Source organism: Vibrio porteresiae DSM 19223, assembly GCF_024347055.1.
GTDB lineage: Bacteria > Pseudomonadota > Gammaproteobacteria > Enterobacterales > Vibrionaceae > Vibrio > Vibrio porteresiae.
In genome coordinates, this window is the sequence record NZ_AP024896.1 from 318,354 (window position 1) to 334,857 (window position 16,504).

13 protein-coding genes are annotated in these 16,504 nt (G+C 45.5%); 3 read left to right on the forward strand and 10 right to left on the reverse strand.

What is annotated here, in order from left to right; genetic code table 11:
- Positions 1–47: 47 nt before the first annotated feature.
- From OCV11_RS18050 to OCV11_RS18060, 3 genes are all read right to left on the reverse strand, one after another.
- Positions 48–1,151, reverse strand: a complete 1,104-nt coding sequence (locus tag OCV11_RS18050) for a sugar diacid recognition domain-containing protein (protein ID WP_261897414.1) — start codon at positions 1,149–1,151, stop codon at positions 48–50.
- 342 nt (positions 1,152–1,493) lie between these two features.
- Positions 1,494–2,834, reverse strand: coding sequence for a basic amino acid/polyamine antiporter (locus OCV11_RS18055; protein WP_261897415.1), 1,341 nt, complete (start codon positions 2,832–2,834; stop codon positions 1,494–1,496).
- A complete protein-coding gene (locus tag OCV11_RS18060; RefSeq protein WP_261897416.1) occupies positions 2,834–3,760 on the reverse strand; it encodes a homocysteine S-methyltransferase family protein in 927 nt (308 codons plus the stop codon). The genes OCV11_RS18055 and OCV11_RS18060 overlap by 1 nt, the downstream gene beginning before the upstream one ends.
- A 720-nt stretch (positions 3,761–4,480) precedes the next feature.
- Between OCV11_RS18060 and OCV11_RS18065 the strand changes: the two genes are divergently transcribed.
- Complete coding sequence (locus OCV11_RS18065) at positions 4,481–6,220, forward strand: methyl-accepting chemotaxis protein (RefSeq protein WP_261897417.1); 1,740 nt, start codon at positions 4,481–4,483, stop codon at positions 6,218–6,220.
- A gap of 133 nt (positions 6,221–6,353) precedes the next feature.
- On the opposite strand, the gene OCV11_RS18070 is transcribed toward OCV11_RS18065, so the two are convergent.
- The 5 genes from OCV11_RS18070 to OCV11_RS18090 form a co-directional block, all read right to left on the reverse strand.
- Positions 6,354–6,506, reverse strand: coding sequence for a hypothetical protein (locus OCV11_RS18070; protein WP_261897418.1), 153 nt, complete (start codon positions 6,504–6,506; stop codon positions 6,354–6,356).
- 119 nt (positions 6,507–6,625) lie between these two features.
- Positions 6,626–8,074: a decarboxylating NADP(+)-dependent phosphogluconate dehydrogenase gene (gene gnd, locus OCV11_RS18075; RefSeq protein ID WP_261897419.1), complete on the reverse strand. Its 1,449-nt coding sequence runs from the start codon at positions 8,072–8,074 to the stop codon at positions 6,626–6,628.
- A 10-nt stretch (positions 8,075–8,084) separates the two neighbouring features.
- Positions 8,085–8,801, reverse strand: a complete 717-nt coding sequence (gene pgl / locus OCV11_RS18080; RefSeq protein ID WP_261897420.1) for a 6-phosphogluconolactonase — start codon at positions 8,799–8,801, stop codon at positions 8,085–8,087.
- Positions 8,798–10,300: a glucose-6-phosphate dehydrogenase gene (gene zwf, locus OCV11_RS18085; protein WP_261897953.1), complete on the reverse strand. Its 1,503-nt coding sequence runs from the start codon at positions 10,298–10,300 to the stop codon at positions 8,798–8,800. The genes pgl and zwf overlap by 4 nt, the downstream gene beginning before the upstream one ends.
- 335 nt (positions 10,301–10,635) lie before the next feature.
- The gene (locus OCV11_RS18090) at positions 10,636–13,509 is read right to left on the reverse strand and encodes an HD domain-containing phosphohydrolase (RefSeq protein WP_261897421.1); all 2,874 of its coding nucleotides are present in this window, start codon (positions 13,507–13,509) and stop codon (positions 10,636–10,638) included.
- Positions 13,510–13,834: 325 nt separating this feature from the next.
- Here OCV11_RS18090 and OCV11_RS18095 point away from each other — a divergent pair, with 325 nt between their 5' ends.
- Entirely contained in the window at positions 13,835–14,581 is a 747-nt protein-coding gene (locus tag OCV11_RS18095; RefSeq protein WP_261897422.1) for a phosphatase, read from the forward strand.
- A 72-nt stretch (positions 14,582–14,653) separates the two neighbouring features.
- Positions 14,654–15,010, forward strand: coding sequence for a cytochrome b562 (locus OCV11_RS18100; RefSeq protein ID WP_261897423.1), 357 nt, complete (start codon positions 14,654–14,656; stop codon positions 15,008–15,010).
- Positions 15,011–15,140: 130 nt separating this feature from the next.
- Here OCV11_RS18100 and gloA2 read toward each other — a convergent pair whose 3' ends face one another.
- Positions 15,141–15,530 carry an SMU1112c/YaeR family gloxylase I-like metalloprotein gene (gene gloA2 / locus OCV11_RS18105; protein ID WP_261897424.1) on the reverse strand — a complete coding sequence of 130 codons (390 nt, stop codon included), beginning with the start codon at positions 15,528–15,530 and terminating at the stop codon, positions 15,141–15,143.
- On the reverse strand, positions 15,523–16,464 hold the full coding sequence (locus OCV11_RS18110) for a LysR family transcriptional regulator (protein WP_261897425.1): 942 nt from the start codon (positions 16,462–16,464) through the stop codon (positions 15,523–15,525). Before OCV11_RS18110 ends, gloA2 begins: the two co-directional genes overlap by 8 nt.
- Positions 16,465–16,504: the final 40 nt, after the last annotated feature.

Below are 16,504 nucleotides of genomic sequence, written 5' to 3' on the forward strand. Positions count from 1 at the left end.
GATGCCCAATCATCTCTTTGTGTGTCGGCTGTTATCGGTTTGGATCTTTATAAAATCAAACTGAAATAGAGCCGGCAAACGTCTTTGTAGTGATGCAAATCGATATTGCAGATCTCTTCCACGCGTTTTAAGCGATAACGCAGCGTATTGGGGTGGATGTACAGCATCTCCGATGTTTGTTTCACGTCACAATCGTTGTCAAACCAAGTCATCAAGGTATGAATTAAGGTTGGGTCAGCCAATTCCAATTGGGAATTTTGCGCTGCCAATTTGTTTTTTTGCCACTCGTGTAAGGTGCCTTCAAACAGTGAGGGAATCTCATAGTCTTGATAGCAGTAAAAACGACAATTAGGGGCTAAGCGCATGCCCGATTTCAATACCGCTAAGGCACTTTGAAATGCAAATGGAATCTGGTAGGGCTCTTCATAGACATGGCCTAGCGCACAATGAAATGGCACGTGTAATTCTTGTTTTAAATGGGCCTGCAAACTTTGCCAGTCATTGACGGCTCGCGTTGGTTTTTCAGTATCAATATCGCTGGCATTAAACAACACTATGGTGGTTTTATACGAGTTTTCTGCTTTAAGACGTTGGCGAGACCAAGTGCCAAGTACGCGATTAACCTCTTTTTGGTGCTCAGCCTCGGTGACTTCAATAATGCCAATGGCATGACGTTGAAAAATATCGACCTTAAGCTGCGCGGCCATATCAATCAGATGGTTTTGCGACGCATGGGTGTCGATACACTCAAGGAGAAACTCCTCCCTTTTGCGCTCACTCCAGCGAGTCATTTCAACCATGGAAGTGTATTCCACCACCATCTCAGCCGACATTTTAACGAGCTCACCAAAAGGGCGAACCTCTTTGAGTGGGCCAGAAATGCCGATCACGCCAATCGCTTCGTTGTTGAAAATAATCGGTAAGTTAACCCCGGGTTGAACGTTGGGAAATTCGGGAAGCATAGTGTCAGAGATTTCAATCGGTTTTAATTCGGTTAATGCCAACACGGCACCGCCGTGCTTTTGATACTTACGCGCCGGGTTAGTGGAGGCGATGATGATGCCAGTTTCATCCATGACATTAAGCGGATATTTAATGATCTTTTGTGCACGTTCCACGATACGTTCAGCTAGTTGCTCTCGTAATTGCATATTCACACTTTTATCTGTCGTTATTGGTTTTTGGTGTTTTTAAAATTCTGCAACCTATGTAGGGTGTTAGTCGGTGGTTGTAGAATGAACAGCATTTCATAGTATAGAAATTTAATCGCAGCGAATGCGATCACACTCTCAACCTGAACTCTGTGTGAGATATCCATTTAACCCATTGATTAAAATAAGAAATCACAAGATAGCCAATTTAGAAAATTCTTGTAGAAATGGGCTGAATGTAAGCGGGGATGTGAGAGTGAAACGGTGATGTTACTGGGTGCGCAGAGACAAAAAAGCCCTCATTAAAGAGGGCTAGAAAACGGTTGTGATCGGGGTTTACGATCAAACGCTAGGTTGGTTTGATTCGATCAATTTGTGCCGACGACGACTGTATAGGTAAATCAGTAGACCAGGAATATAGAGAACCAATGAAAGCGCTAGGCTATTGAGTCCCGCAGCATAAATAAGCCATAAACCATAGACACTTGCACCATATCCGGTCAGTTTAATGCTTAGACGACACGACTGCTGATGGGCGACTTTAACCAAATAGGCACCGACAAGAAAATAGGGCACCAAAATCATCGATGTCGAAATCAGCACCAAGGCGTTATAGCCTTTACCGGTAAACAGCACCATGATTAAACAGAGTTGCACGGTAAAACTCGTGAGTGTCAGCGATGCTTTTGACGTACCATGCTGATTTTGCAGGGCAAAACGTTTGGGAAAGGCGCCTGCTTGAGCAGCTGTACATGGCACTTCTGCTGAATACAAAATCCAACTCAAGTAGGAGGCAAGTACGGAAATCACCAAGCCGATACTCAGCAACCAACGTCCCCATTCACCACCAAGATGAGCCATTAAACCCGCCATCGATGGGTTAGACATCTGGGCAATTTCGGCACGCTGCATAATGCCAAGCGACAGTAAGGTAATGGCAACATACAGAATCAGCGCTGCTATTACTCCAACATAGGTTGCGGTGCCGATATCAGCACGGCGTTTCGCTCGCTCAGATAATACGATCGCCCCTTCAATGCCAGTAAACACCCACAGGGTAATGAGCATGGTATTACGCACTTGATCGATAAAAGGTGTTTGTAACGAGTGACCAGCGCGATCGATATTGAACGTATCCATATCGAAGTACCAGTAGGCTAAAACGATAAATACGATCAGGGGAAGGCTTTTGGCTAACGTGGCCAGAAGATTGATCAGTGCAGCCTGCTTAATGCCGCGCAGAATCAAAAAGTGAACCGCCCAAAGTACGACGGATTCGCCAATAAACGCCATTACGGTATTGCCATCGCCAAACACGACGTGGTCAGGCGTATCGACAAAAGCGCCTAAAGCGGCAAAGGCGACCACCAAATAACCGACAACGCCGATGGTGGCACAGAGCCAATACCCCCAAGCAGAAAGAAAACCTGCAGTGTCGCCAAAGCCTTGACGCGCATAGGTATAAATCCCGCCATCTAACTCTGGTTTAAGCCGTGATAGGTGCAAAAAGCAGCCGGCAAGAAACAAAATGCCAACACCGGTAATTACCCAACCAGTGATAATCGCATCGGCACCCGCAACTTCCGCCATGTTTTGGGGCAGGCTAAATATGCCTGCCCCAACCATAGAACTGAATACCAACGCTGTTAGAGCCGTTAAACCAATTTTTTCTTGGCTTGCCATTACTCTGCGCTCGATGGAGTGAAGTGACGGCTTAACTCAGCGATATGGTCGGTGCCGATACCACAACAACCACCGATCAAGGATGCGCCAGCGTGCGCCCATTTCTCTGCCCATACCACATAAGCAGGAGGCGTTAAGTCGGCACGGACTTCATCCAAATCTTCGTTAGCGGCAGCATCTTTACGTTGTGGAGCAAACGCGTTGGCGTAAGCACCAAGTTTAATGTTAGCCTTACCGGCTGCAGTAAAGACTTCTTTGGCGACTTGGATAGCGCTTTCAATGACTTCAGGTTGGCAGCAGTTAAACAGCATGGCTTCAACGCCGATTTTTGCCATTTCCGCGGCAGCTTCTGCAACGGTTTCACCGGAACGAAGGCGAGGTACGTCAGTCACTTGATCATCTTCAAGAGTAAAGGAAACCCACAGAGGTTTATCGTCTTGACCAAGTTTGGTGAGCAGCGCTTTGATTGCTTTAGGTTCAGCAATCAAACTTTGGGTTTCGTTGAGCCAAAAATCCACATGCGGTGCTAACCCCTGAATCAGTGGCGTAGCAATCTCTTCAACATGTTCTGGTTCGAACAAGTCAGCACGGTATGAGCCAAAGAGTGGTGGCAACGAGCCTGCGACAAGGGCTTTATTGCCGGTAAGTTGCACCGCTTGGCGAGCCATGTCACCAGCGCGGTAGGCAAGTAATTGAGCTTCTTGGTGGAAACGCTCTTCACCAATATGAAAAGGTACCAATGCGTAGCTGTTGGTAGTGACCACTTGAGCACCGTTTTGGATAAAGGCTTGGTGCACGTCACGCACAATCTCTGGCGTTTCAATTAACGCGAGCGCAGACCATTCTGGTTGGCGAAATGGAGCACCGCGTTTTTCTAGTTCACGGCTCATACCGCCATCGAGAATGTTCACAGCTTGATTCAACATAGTAGACCCTCTTAAAAATACAGATGTTTAAACGCAAAGACGTTTAGACGTCCAATAACCTAAATTGAAATACGTCTGGTTGCAATAAAGAATTACCAGCTTGCCATAAAAAGCGGTTTGTTCGGACAAATCCTATGCAAACTTGTCTGGCGGATAGCAATTAATTGCACCAATCGCTCGTATTTTAAACACTTATTTCAGTGCGATATTCTGCAGGTGGCAAACACTCTGCATTTTTTAGCGTGACTGCGCAAGCAAAGATGATGGAGCAGTAGATATATCCAATATTCCCAAATATAAGAAATAATTACATTGCAATTTGATGCATAAAAATACCAGCATTTTCTACTGTTTAAATACCTTTTGCCTGTTTTTTCTTAAGCTTGGCTAATGAATAGCCCAAAATGGCTAGAATATTAAACTTTAGTAATTGCAACGAAGCCGAAGCTCTAATAGGATGTAAGCCCAACATTGTAATTTGATGTTCAGATATTGCGCAGGGAAATGCCAAGCGAACACGGAAAATGCATGTATCTTAAGATAAATTCTTTAAGTGGATGTTTTGACTAGGTTATCTCGGTGTTTTTACGCGTAATAGTGAAAGGATCATTGCGACGTTTGGCAACATAAGACCAAAAATAATATGCCGTTTATTAGTCATTAGAAGCACTGCATTTAGTGGACAAAACAGTCAATTCACTTTTAAGGATATAAGGTGTCATGCGAAGCTTTTCGTTTAAAAATAAGATAATACTGGTTATTGTCGCTATTATTACTGCGACCATCTTGGTGGCGTATATGAGCGTTAACTACTTTATCAGCAGCTATATTGCGCAAACCGATACACAAAATATTGAACACAACATTGAATTAGTTAACCAAAAGCTTGAGAGTGAGTTAAAAACCAAAATTAACCTCGCTAAAAGCCTCAACTTCAGCATGATGGATATCGCTGATACCAAAAACAGCACCGGTTTTTACCGCATTGTTAAAGTCGTCAACGGCTATGCTTTTGATGAAAGCGGCAACATGGAAGATGACAAAGCTCAAGTCTATGTTACTAGCGCGGAAAAACAGACCGAGAAGCCATCCATCAGCTCCGTGACTATGGAAGGTGAACGACCAACCATCACTATTTCTCAACGTCGCCCTGACGATTCTGTCGATTTCTTCGTGATTGATTTAACCGGCCTAAAAGAAGTGCTAAAACAATACGCGTTAGACGGCAGTTATCTTGAATTGATCTCGGGTAATGGCACCACCATCTTCTCGAATAAGAAAGGCGACAACCTAACGAAAATCAATAAAATCATCAATGTGGCTGAAAATCAGTGGCAGTTGAATGGTTACATTGATAACGACCGCATTCAAGCCAATACCGACCGCTTGAACTGGAAGATCACCATGGCGCTACTTGTGTGTGCCGCAGTGGTAATTACCTTAAGCATTCTTTCCTTAAACTTTGCCTTCAAGCCGCTACTGCGTTTGAAAGCGCTGGTGGCTGACTTATCACAAGGCGATGGCGACCTAACCCAACGTCTTGATGTGGCATCACAAGATGAAATTGGGCAGATCAGTGCTTCAATCAACCGCTTTATTGAACAGCTGCAAGGGATGTTTATTGAAGTGTCACAATCGTCATCGCAAATCGATTCTGCGATTGTATTGCTTGGTGAGCAATCGCGCTCGAACGTGAAGTCGTTGAATGCGCACACCGTAGAGACTGAGCAAGTGATTACGGCGATCGAGCAGATGAATGCGACTGCTGGTTCTATCGCGCAAAGCGCTACTGATGCGGCTAAGCTGACAGAAACGGCCAGCAGCTATGCAAGCGAATCGAAAGTGGTGATCAATCACGCTGTTGGCAGTGTAAATGCTTTAGAAACCGACGTGACAGATATGGCAGGTACTATCGCTGCGATGAGTGAAGACACGCGCCAAATCGAGAGCGTGTTGCAAGTCATTGGTGAGATTGCAGAACAGACTAACCTGTTGGCACTTAACGCGGCGATTGAAGCGGCACGTGCTGGTGAACAAGGTCGGGGGTTTGCGGTAGTCGCTGATGAGGTGCGTGCTCTTGCTAGCCGTACTCAACAAAGCACTGGCAAAATCAACGAGATGCTGACTAAGCTACGTCATACCACCGACAGCGTTGTGACTAAGATGGAATCAACACGTCGTAGTTGTGAAGCGACGGCAGACAACACCAACAAAGTGATGGAGTCACTCAATACGATGACGGCATCCGTGGTGGAAATTAACGATTTGAACACCTTGATGGCGACTTCTGCTGAAGAGCAAAGTCATGTGACTTCTGAGATCAGCCGTAACATGGCACAAATCCAGCAGTTGATTGAAGGTCTTAACCAAAACGCATCAAAAACCGATGCTATCAGTAATGATTTGGGTGTGACTTCATCGGATCTATCGGAAGTGGTTGGACGCTTTAAAGTCCAATAAAGCGTTAACGGTGGCTACGCAGTGAGTACCTGAGTGAATTGGCTCGTTGACGTAGGATCAGTCTGTAATAAAGTCCGCAATAAAAAAGAGCACATGCAGATGTGCTCTTTTTTTATCCCAGAAAAAGACTTGGTTAGCTTTTTTTCAAACCGCCATCTTCCTGCGCCTGCTTCACCCATAATTGGCGAAGAATTTCCGTTTCGTTTGGCGTGTCCTTTTCTTGCTCTTGTTCGAACTGTTTTAAGGAAGTCATTTCTGCAGTCAGAGCATAGTAATGGTTAAACATCGTGGACATCTCCTCGTTACGATACCGAGTAAAAAAATAGAGGATGTTAACTAAGTTAACATCCTCCTTTAGGCGTATTTTTAAGGCGTAGTGTCAGGGTGGAAACCTTTACACGCTAATTATACGTCGTAAGTAGTAGACGCTGTGTCGCCGCCAGTACCAGTCCAGTTTGTGTGGAAGAACTCACCACGTGGACGATCTAGACGCTCATAAGTGTGAGCACCGAAGTAATCACGTTGAGCTTGTAGCAGGTTAGCTGGTAGACGAGCAGTAGTGTAACCGTCTAGGAAGCTCAATGCAGAAGTAGTACATGGCATTGGGATGCCCACTTCTAGCGATTTCGCTGCCACTTTACGCCATGCAGCTAGACAGTTGTCTAGGATGCCTTTGAAGTAAGCATCAGAACCTAGGAACGCAAGTTCAGGGTTTTTCGCGAATGCATCACGAATGTTACCTAGGAATGCAGAGCGGATGATACAACCACCACGCCACATTAGGGCTACGTTACCGTAGTTTAGATCCCAGTTGTTTTCGTTTGATGCTTCACGCATTAGCATAAAGCCTTGTGCGTAAGAGATGATTTTTGATGCAAGTAGCGCTTGGCGTAGGGCATCAACCCACTCTTGTTTGTCGCCTGCAACTTTGGTGTCTTTTTTGCCGAATAGAGCTTCAGCAGCAACACGTTGGTCTTTCAGTGCTGATAGGCAACGAGAGAATACAGATTCAGAGATCAGCGTTAGTGGAATACCCATATCTAGCGCGTTGATACCCGTCCATTTACCAGTACCTTTTTGACCAGCTGTGTCTAGGATGCTGTCTACAAGTGGTTGACCTGCTTCATCTTTGTAACCAAGGATGTCCGCAGTGATTTCCACTAGGTAGCTGTCTAGCTCAGTTTTGTTCCAATCTGCAAACACTGCTTGCATTTCGTCACCGCTCAAACCAAGACCATCTTTCATGAATTGGTAAGCTTCAGTGATCAGCTGCATGTCGCCATATTCGATACCGTTGTGAACCATTTTCACGAAGTGACCTGCACCGTCGTTACCAACCCAGTCACAACAAGGTTCGCCAGCATCTGTTTTTGCAGAGATGCCTTGGAAAATTGGTTTTACCGCTTCCCATGCTTCTGGTGCGCCACCAGGCATGATTGACGGTCCGAAACGTGCGCCTTCTTCACCACCAGAAACACCCGTACCGATGAAGTGGATGCCTTTCTCACGAAGAGCAGCAACACGACGGTTAGTGTCTGGGTAGTTAGTGTTACCACCATCAATGATGATGTCGCCTTTGTCCAATAGTGGAACTAGGTTGTCGATGAAGGTATCTACAACAGCACCTGCACGAACCATTAGCATCACTTTGCGTGGTTTTTCTAGTTTTTCAACTAGCTCTTCCAGAGTGTGAGCACCAATGATGTTAGTGCCTTTTGCTGGACCTTCTAGGAACTCATCCACTTTCGCAGCGGTACGGTTATGCGCTACCACTTTAAAGCCGTGATCGTTCATGTTTAGGATCAGGTTTTGACCCATTACCGCTAGGCCAATTACGCCGATATCACCTTTCATTTTTTTCTCCTCACGCAATTTTTGCTGCTGCGTCAATATCTAAATACCACTCTGTATCGCCAGTTTTTGACTGAACTTTTGCTGCTGGGTAAGGGAGCTGCTCAGCAGGAGTAGTGTGAATTTCATAAACGATTTGTTGTTTACCTGCGCCAAGCACAAGGTAACTAATACGTTTTGCTGCTTCTAGTACTTTCGCCGTTTTTGATACACGTAGTTGGCCTGACTCTGGGTGAGAAGCCACAATCGCTAAACGCTCGTCGGTGTAATCTGTTTTACCTGGGAAAAGTGAAGCAGTGTGACCGTCTGGGCCTACGCCAAGTAGAATCCAGTCGAACACAGGTGTGCCGTTAACACATGGAATAACATCTGCCATCTCTTTAGCAAAACGTACGGCTTCTTGTTCTGGATCGTTTTCACCAAGAATACGGTGAATGTTCGCCGCAGGGATGTCGATTTTGCTAAACAGAAGTGTGTTTGCTTCACCGAAGTTGCTTTCGGCATCATCAGGAGCCACACAACGTTCATCGCCCCACCAGAAGTGAAGGTTATTCCATTGAATAGATGTCGCGTAAGCGTCGGTTGCTAATAGCTTAAACAGCATTTTAGGCGTACTACCACCAGAAAGAGAAATATGGACTGGCTGACCTTTCTCGCTGTAGGCTTTCATGTCATTAGCAATGCTTTCAACAACTTCGGTTGCTGAAGGAAAAATCTTAGGCTTAATCATAATTCGCAATAATCCGTATTAGTTAAATTTTTACATGGGTAACGCCAATCTCGACCATCACGTTTGAGTAAGTCGTCAGACTCTTTAGGGCCCCAAGTACCACAAGCATATCCATATAGCGCTTGTGGGTCCTGTTTAAAGTCGAGAATCGGTTGTACGAATTTCCAGCACGCCTCTACCGCATCGGTACGGGCAAACAGGGTTGCATCACCATTTAGAGCATCTAGAAGTAGACGTTCGTAAGCGGTCAGCATTTGGGTTTCTTGCAAAGAGGCGTAATGGAAATCCATCGACACTTCTTTCGCATTGAAACCAGCACCTGGCTCTTTCAAACCAAAGCTCATCAAAATACCTTCATCCGGTTGGATGCGAAGGATTAATTTGTTTTCTGGAGCTGTTTTGGCGAACACTGGGTGCGGAGTAGGTTTGAAGTGAATAACGACTTCGGTAACACGAGTAGGTAGGCGTTTGCCTGAACGTACATAGAAAGGAACACCATTCCAGCGCCAGTTGTTGATGAACATTTTCAACGCCATGTAGGTTTCGGTACGAGAATCATCAGCAACACCGTGCTCGTCGCGGTATCCTTTGAGGAATTTACCACGTACTTCCGATTCGGTGTATTGGCCTAGTACTAGGTTGTTACGTAAATCGTCGTCGGTTAAAGGTTGCAGGCTTTGTAGAACCTTATTCACTTCGTTACGAATGGAATTGGCGTTGATGGCTGCTGGTGGTTCCATCGTCATCATCGCTAGAACTTGCAGCAAGTGGTTTTGGAACATGTCGCGTACTGCGCCTGAACCGTCGTAGTAGCCGCCGCGTTCTTCTACGCCTAGGAACTCAGCCCCAGTGATTTCAACGTAATCAACGAAGTTACGGTTCCACAGTGGCTCGAACATACCGTTAGCAAAGCGGAATACCAGCATGTTCTGCACGGTTTCTTTACCTAGGTAGTGGTCGATACGGTAGATTTGGTGTTCTTTGAAATGACGGTGAATTTCAATGTCTAGGTCTTGCGCAGATTGAAGATCATAACCGAAAGGCTTTTCGATGATGAGGCGTTTCCAGCCATTGCTTTCATCGTTGAGGTTATGGGCTGCAAGACAACCAGGAATCACGCCGTATAGGCTTGGAGGAGTAGCGAGATAGAACAGAGTATTACGCTGCTCAAATTGATAATGATTAGCTAATTGGTCTAGACGAGAACTCAGTTTCGCGTAGTCATCAACATCAGAAGTATTAACGGGTTGATAATGAAGGTGTTCACAGAATTTGTCTAAAATAGCAGGTTCGGTTTTTTCCAATTCCTGAAGTGATTTTTTTAACTTCTCACGATAGGACTCATCGCTGTACTCGGTACGGCTTACACCGAGAATGGCGAATGATTTTGGCAGTTGATCACTAGCGTACAAATGATACAAAGCGGGAATTAACTTACGGTAAGTTAAGTCTCCCGAAGCACCGAAAATCACGATGCTACTGTTTTCAGGTATTACCATCATCTTTCCCTTAAAACGAGGTATTTCGCATGCGCACACCCTAGCAGCGCAATACACAAATAAAAAGTAGGCTACGTCTATTACTGTAATCGATAAAACTAATAGATAGAACCGTTATACCCTTACGACGTCAGAGGTATGGCTCGTTTCATTTGTTTCACGCGGATCTCTGAAACAGAGCTAAGGTCCTATTGTCTACGACTCTTTGACATACATCAACTATTGATGATCACTTATGGTGCTTTATTACGGCATTTCTTGTTATTTGATCAATATTTCTTTGAGTCGAGGTGAGTTACAACGCCCTACTTTAGGGCGTTGCGATGAAGATGTGGTCAGAATTGGGATTTGAGATAGCTTTTTATTTGATGGACATGGTCGAATTTTTCGACGTTATCACACTGGTCGGGACGCAAAAATCGACTCGCGTACTCTAGGTAAATCTCTTGCTCTAAGAACAACAGATAAAGTTTAGGGTCAAGATGACCGCTGATGGCCATCTTAGTCATGATGTCCATGGCTTCACTCAGTCGTTTGGCCTTTTTGTATGGGCGGTCTGATGAAGTCAACGCCTCGAAAACATCGGCAATCGCCATCATACGAGCTGGTAAACTGAGTTGCTGCTCATTTAAGCCGCGTGGATAGCCTGTACCATCTAAACGCTCATGGTGGTTGCCCGCAATTTCTGGAACATGTTCAAGGTGTTTTGGATAAGGGAGTTTTTTCAGCATCATAATGGTTTGCATGATGTGATCATTGATAATGAAGCGCTCCTCTTCGGTTAACGTCCCGTAACGTACGCTTAAGTTATAGAGTTCGCCACGATTAAAACGAACCTTGCCCGGTTTAAGGGTAAATTCATCGCCGTATTGATATCGATGCTCACCTTTGGCCCAATGCACTTGATGGGAGGGTTTATCTGCCAGTAACGGTTCCATGACGGGAAGGCTTTGCGCTTCGCCATAAGAGGCTGCTTCAATCCACGAAATGCCCAGTCGGTCATCAATGGTGCGCTTCCACTGTTGATTGGCGATCGCTTTTAAACGCACAACGGCTTGTTCCGACATAGCTTCACTGCCTAAGTTACACTGGGCAATGAAAGCAAAATCGTCATCGAGCTGCTGGTGACGCTCAGTGAGTGTCTGTTTCAGAGCTTCTTGATTGCCGCCTTTGGCCATTTCACGCCAATACTCCACTTCCGCTTCGCTCTTTAGCAGCTCAAAGCGCATGCGTACTTCATGGATACGGTCGTAGATGGTTTCTAGTTTCGTCGCTTTATCAATCACATACTCCGGCGTTGTGATCTTGCCACAGTCATGTAGCCAAGCAGCGAGCGTAAGCTCTTCCCACTGTTCTTTGTTCATCGAGAAATTGACGAAGTATTGCTTATCTTCCACCGCCGCGTTGGCCAGCATTTTTGCCAGTTCAGGCACGCGTTGACAGTGACCGCCTGTATAAGGGGACTTGGTATCAATCGATGAGGCAATCAATTCAACAAACGCATTGAGCATGTCTTTTTGTTGCTGCATCTTGTCGATGTTGTCTTTTGCGATTTCCGCAAAACTGAGCAGCTCACGCAAGAACGCGTGTTTATCCAGTTGGCTTTGAGAAATAGCACGTTCGTAGCCGAGATTGAGCAAGCCAACAAGCTGTCTGTCTCGATTTAGCAATGGGAAAAAATAGAGATCCGAGTTATAGATTTGCTGACGGTATTTGCGCAGTAAATTATCGTCGCGATGAAGATGCAAGGTGTTACCACTGCGCAGTTCGGACATCAACCAAGGGGTGTCGGCTATTAGCTGATTAAGTTCCACTTTGAACGGGATGATGGCGTGGTTGGTGATTAATGAAAAAGCCTGCTGCTGTGGGTCATAAGTGTAGAGCTGGATGGTTTCTGCTTTCGTGATCATATAGCTTTGACGCGCAATGGTTTTGGCCAACACATCAAACTCATGATTAGAGGCGGTTTCACGCAGCAAACGCAGTAAGTCGGTTAGGGTATGTTCCATGAGCTGAATGGATTGAGTAAGGTCACCTAACTCGCGAATCATGGTTTTAGGATAACGAGTCTTTTTAAAATCAAAGCGCGCGATGTTGTCAGTCAACTCGACGAGATGCACCAGTGGTCGAGCAAGACGTTGGGAAATGAACCACACCAAAACATAGGAGATCAGCAGTAAACCAATGGCAATGCTGATCTGTTTATTGCGCATAGAAATCAGATCCTTGAGTAATTCCTTTTGTAGATTGGCTTCAGCAAGACGCAGCTGGACATGCTCACTTAATTCAATGGGGGTTAAGGTGACAGACCAGTCTTCATCCGCATAATTAGGTGTTTCATACAGGGTTTGGCTGCTGATGCGCCCTGCAACGGAAGCAAAAACGCTTTTAGCCAACTTATCTTCCACGGTTTTCGCATCATCGGTTAACGCTAAATCGGTGTTGTGTTGAGCCAATAAATGAAATTGACTGTCGAAAATCACCAATTTGGCGTTGTCAGTGGTGTTTAGCGTGGAGAGATGTTGCGATAACGAATCGAGGGTAAAATCGGCGCCAATGACATGGGTACCATCGATGGATGTGCGCGATAAAGTGATGCCATAGGTTTTGAGAAAGAAGAAAAAGTACGGTTCAGTGATGCGAATTTGTCCATCTATTTCTGCCGATTTATACCAAGGCCTTACGCGTGGATCGAACTGATTATCAAGGGATTTATGAAATCCGACTTCGTGAAATTCATCATCAAGAAAGTAGACATCATTGGTACCATCGGTTTTGGTTTGGTTGACAAAGAGACTGGCATTTTCCGGCGCTTTAAATCGTTTTCTGGCACTTTCTGTAAACAGGGGGCGAATCATGGTGAAGTCGCCATTATTGGCACCAAAGTAGAGCGCGACCAAATGCGGGTTTCGTTCAAAGGTCATGCGCAGCGAAGAGAGCCAGCGCGCTTCTTCGTAAATTGGTTGGTTGTTATGGACAAAGGAACTGTTCGCCATAAAGTCGAGGGCGGAAAAAATCGGTGCAGTACTGCGTTGGAATTCGGATTGCAATTTTCGACTGTTTTCTTGGCTCACCGCCTTGGCACTGCCGAGCAACAACTGCTGCGAATGTTGATAGCTCACCATAATCAACACAATGCCAATCAGCGTTGTGAGTGCCAAAAATAAGCTGCTGATGTGAATACTCAGCGAATAGCGGTGTTTTTTCATGAAACGTTCCTGATTTTTATGCCGATTTAAGTATTGTTCATGGTTAAAATGTTGCAATACGAATCGCTTAAAAGGTGAACATCGCCACGCTTCCCTGCAAGCGACATCAACACAAATTTCGCAACTGTTACAAACACCTTGATTGAGTAATCTCTTTATTACACATGCGGTTTCACTCCTTTATCTCTTCACATTGATACTGGTTCAACATGCGTGCTAAGCATTCCACACTAATGAATCTGTCAACGCTATCTTCCTATTTGAGTCGTGGTATCTCGTTGGTATGGCTGTTAAACTTTGTGCATACACTGGAAGGATTCTAAAAATGAAAATACTCGTTGATACTCATACTCACACCTATGCCAGTGGGCATGCTTATAGCACCATTATTGAGAATGCTCGCTTTGCCAAAGAACGTGGATTGGAGATGTTTTGTACGACCGACCACGCGCAATCGATGCCCGATGCACCCCATCCGTGGTTTTTCGGCAACCAAAAAGTATTGCCTCGCTTTTTGGAAGGCGTAGCGCTTATCCGAGGAGTTGAAGCGAATATTCTCAATCTGGCGGGAGACATTGATATTCCACCGCAAGTGGAACTGCGCCTCGATTGGATGATCGGTAGCCTGCATGAGCCTGTGCTAGTGCCCAGTACCAAACAAGAACACACGCAGATGCTGATTAATGCTATTGAACAGGGACGAATTGATGCCTTGGGTCATTTGGGTAACCCGCGCTTTGATTTTGACTTTGAAGCAGTGATTGAGAGTGCCGCCAAACACCATGTGGCGATTGAGATCAACAACAGCAGTTTGGAAGGTCAGAGTCGTGTGGGCAGTAAAGAGCGCTGTTATGCGATTGCCGAAGTGGCAAAGCAGGCGGGCGCTTACATCACTACTGGCAGTGATGCCCACTTTTGTACTTACATTGGCGGCTTTGAATCTGCGATTCCGCTGCTTGAAAGTGTGGGAGTGGATGAAGACAAAGTGATCACTCGCTCAGCTCGAGATTTTTTGAACTTTCTACGTTTGCGCGGCCATGAACCGATTGAAGAATTTGAACTACACTTTTGAGGTAGTGTCAAAGAGTGACTGCCTTCTTTAGCAATTGAGAGACAGGATGATAATGAATATAAGGAAGTCTTAATGATTAGAGCAATGACAGCGTTTCTCATCGGTATGACCATGGCCGCCAGTGTCTGGGCTGATGACCTAGAACAGACCATGAAACAGATGAAATCAGCATTTCGTGACGCAGCCCAAGCCCAAAGTGTGGATACCATGAAAGCGGCCGTGATGGATCTCTCCACTTTGGTCGCTCAAGCTAAGCATGATGAGTATGATGGTAAAAACCTTGCGGCTTATCATGAAGGTTTACAGGAGTTGAGTCAGGCGTTAGATACGGTGAAAGGTGACCTCGATAAAGGTCAACTTGATCAAGCCAAAGCGGATTTGCGTAAAGTGGATGATCTGCGTAAGGAATACCACAAGAAGACCCGCTAATCAGAGATTTTTAGTGCTTTGCAGGATAGTGCGAAATAACAGTAAGGCCAACGAATGTTGGCCTTACTTATTGGTGCTCAGGTAAATCGCCGTAGAAGCTCTTTCATCCAACGTTAGTTAACTATGCCGCTCACTCAGCCTCTTGGTACAGCTCAAGCGGCAAACCATCTGGGTCTTGAAAAAAGGTAAAGCAGCGCTCGGTGTAAGGATCAATTCGAATCGGTTCGACTTCAATGCCTAAATTTTCCAAGTGCTGTTTTTCTGCTGCTACATCTTCAACAACAAAAGCGAGATGGCGTAACCCTTGTGCTTCAGGACGATTAGGTCGCTCTGGTGGGTTTGGGAAAGAGAACAACTCAATTTGGCTTCCATCCGGCAGTGCCAGATCCAATTTGTAGGATTGGCGCGCTTCCCGATAGTGTTCCGCCACCACCTTCAATCCCAGTATTTGGGTATAGAATGCTTTGGAGCGCTGATAATCAGAGCAGATGATTGCAACGTGATGAAAACGTTTAAGCATGTAGCTGATCCTTAGCGAGCAATTTGGGTTGAACATTGGCTATCACATAGTCGATAAATACTCGCAGGCGTGCGGGCATGTATTTGGTTTGCGGGTATTGCATCGCGACCGCACCATGATAGTTACTCTTGATGGTCCAAGATGGCAACACTTGCACGACTTCACCTGAGCTCAATGCATCCTGCACCACAAAATCGTGAAAAATCCCAATTCCTAACCCATGTTTGACACCATTAAGGCGCATTTGTGACTGGTTGACGGCATAACGTCCCGATACTGCAACGGTATGAAATTCATCATCTTTGAGAAAGTCCCACACATGGTCTTTGGCATTTTCGGCTAGATACAAGCAGTCGTGCTGATTCAGTTCGATAGGGTGGGCCGGATGACCACGGCGTTGCAAATACTCTGGGCTAGCACACAAAACCAAGTTGGTTTTACACAGCTCTTTAAGCACTAAGTTTTCATCCGGTTTATCGGTTAGTTTAAACGCGATATCGATGTTGCTGCGAAACAGATCTATCTGTCCATCGGCCGCGCGAAGCTTAAGTTCGATGTGCGGGTATTTCTGGAGAAACGGCAACACGAAAGGTTGTAACACCGAATTAAGAAAGGCTTCAGGTGCGGCGACCGTCAACGCACCTGAAGGCTCACTATGATCATGGTGTGATAACTCGATGGCTTGTTGGGCTGCATTAACCATCACTAAGCATTGGTCATAAATTTTTTGACCCGCTTGGGTAATATGCAGTTGTCGAGTGGAACGTTCAAACAGTTTGACTGATAGCGCTTTTTCTAAACGCGTAATCAGTTTACTCAAGGCGGAGGGCGTCACGCCTAACTGTTGAGCTGCGGCAGTAAAACTACCTTCGTTAACCACCAGAATAAAACTGGCGAGATCAGGAAGGAGCGCAATTAATTTGGGCTGTACCATATTGAGTGATGTAAAGGTTTACACTTGTCTATTTTTAATT

Excerpts from the sequence above, each read along its gene's own strand:
- OCV11_RS18050 (WP_261897414.1), bottom strand. The coding sequence starts at position 1,151 with ATGCAATTACGAGAGCAACTAGCTGAACGTATCGTGGAACGTGCACAA.
- OCV11_RS18055 (WP_261897415.1), bottom strand. The coding sequence starts at position 2,834 with ATGGCAAGCCAAGAAAAAATTGGTTTAACGGCTCTAACAGCGTTGGTA.
- OCV11_RS18060 (WP_261897416.1), bottom strand. The coding sequence starts at position 3,760 with ATGTTGAATCAAGCTGTGAACATTCTCGATGGCGGTATGAGCCGTGAA.
- OCV11_RS18065 (WP_261897417.1), top strand. The coding sequence starts at position 4,481 with ATGCGAAGCTTTTCGTTTAAAAATAAGATAATACTGGTTATTGTCGCT.
- OCV11_RS18070 (WP_261897418.1), bottom strand. The coding sequence starts at position 6,506 with ATGTTTAACCATTACTATGCTCTGACTGCAGAAATGACTTCCTTAAAA.
- gnd (WP_261897419.1), bottom strand. The coding sequence starts at position 8,074 with ATGAAAGGTGATATCGGCGTAATTGGCCTAGCGGTAATGGGTCAAAAC.
- pgl (WP_261897420.1), bottom strand. The coding sequence starts at position 8,801 with ATGATTAAGCCTAAGATTTTTCCTTCAGCAACCGAAGTTGTTGAAAGC.
- zwf (WP_261897953.1), bottom strand. The coding sequence starts at position 10,300 with ATGGTAATACCTGAAAACAGTAGCATCGTGATTTTCGGTGCTTCGGGA.
- OCV11_RS18090 (WP_261897421.1), bottom strand. The coding sequence starts at position 13,509 with ATGAAAAAACACCGCTATTCGCTGAGTATTCACATCAGCAGCTTATTT.
- OCV11_RS18095 (WP_261897422.1), top strand. The coding sequence starts at position 13,835 with ATGAAAATACTCGTTGATACTCATACTCACACCTATGCCAGTGGGCAT.
- OCV11_RS18100 (WP_261897423.1), top strand. The coding sequence starts at position 14,654 with ATGATTAGAGCAATGACAGCGTTTCTCATCGGTATGACCATGGCCGCC.
- gloA2 (WP_261897424.1), bottom strand. The coding sequence starts at position 15,530 with ATGCTTAAACGTTTTCATCACGTTGCAATCATCTGCTCTGATTATCAG.
- OCV11_RS18110 (WP_261897425.1), bottom strand. The coding sequence starts at position 16,464 with ATGGTACAGCCCAAATTAATTGCGCTCCTTCCTGATCTCGCCAGTTTT.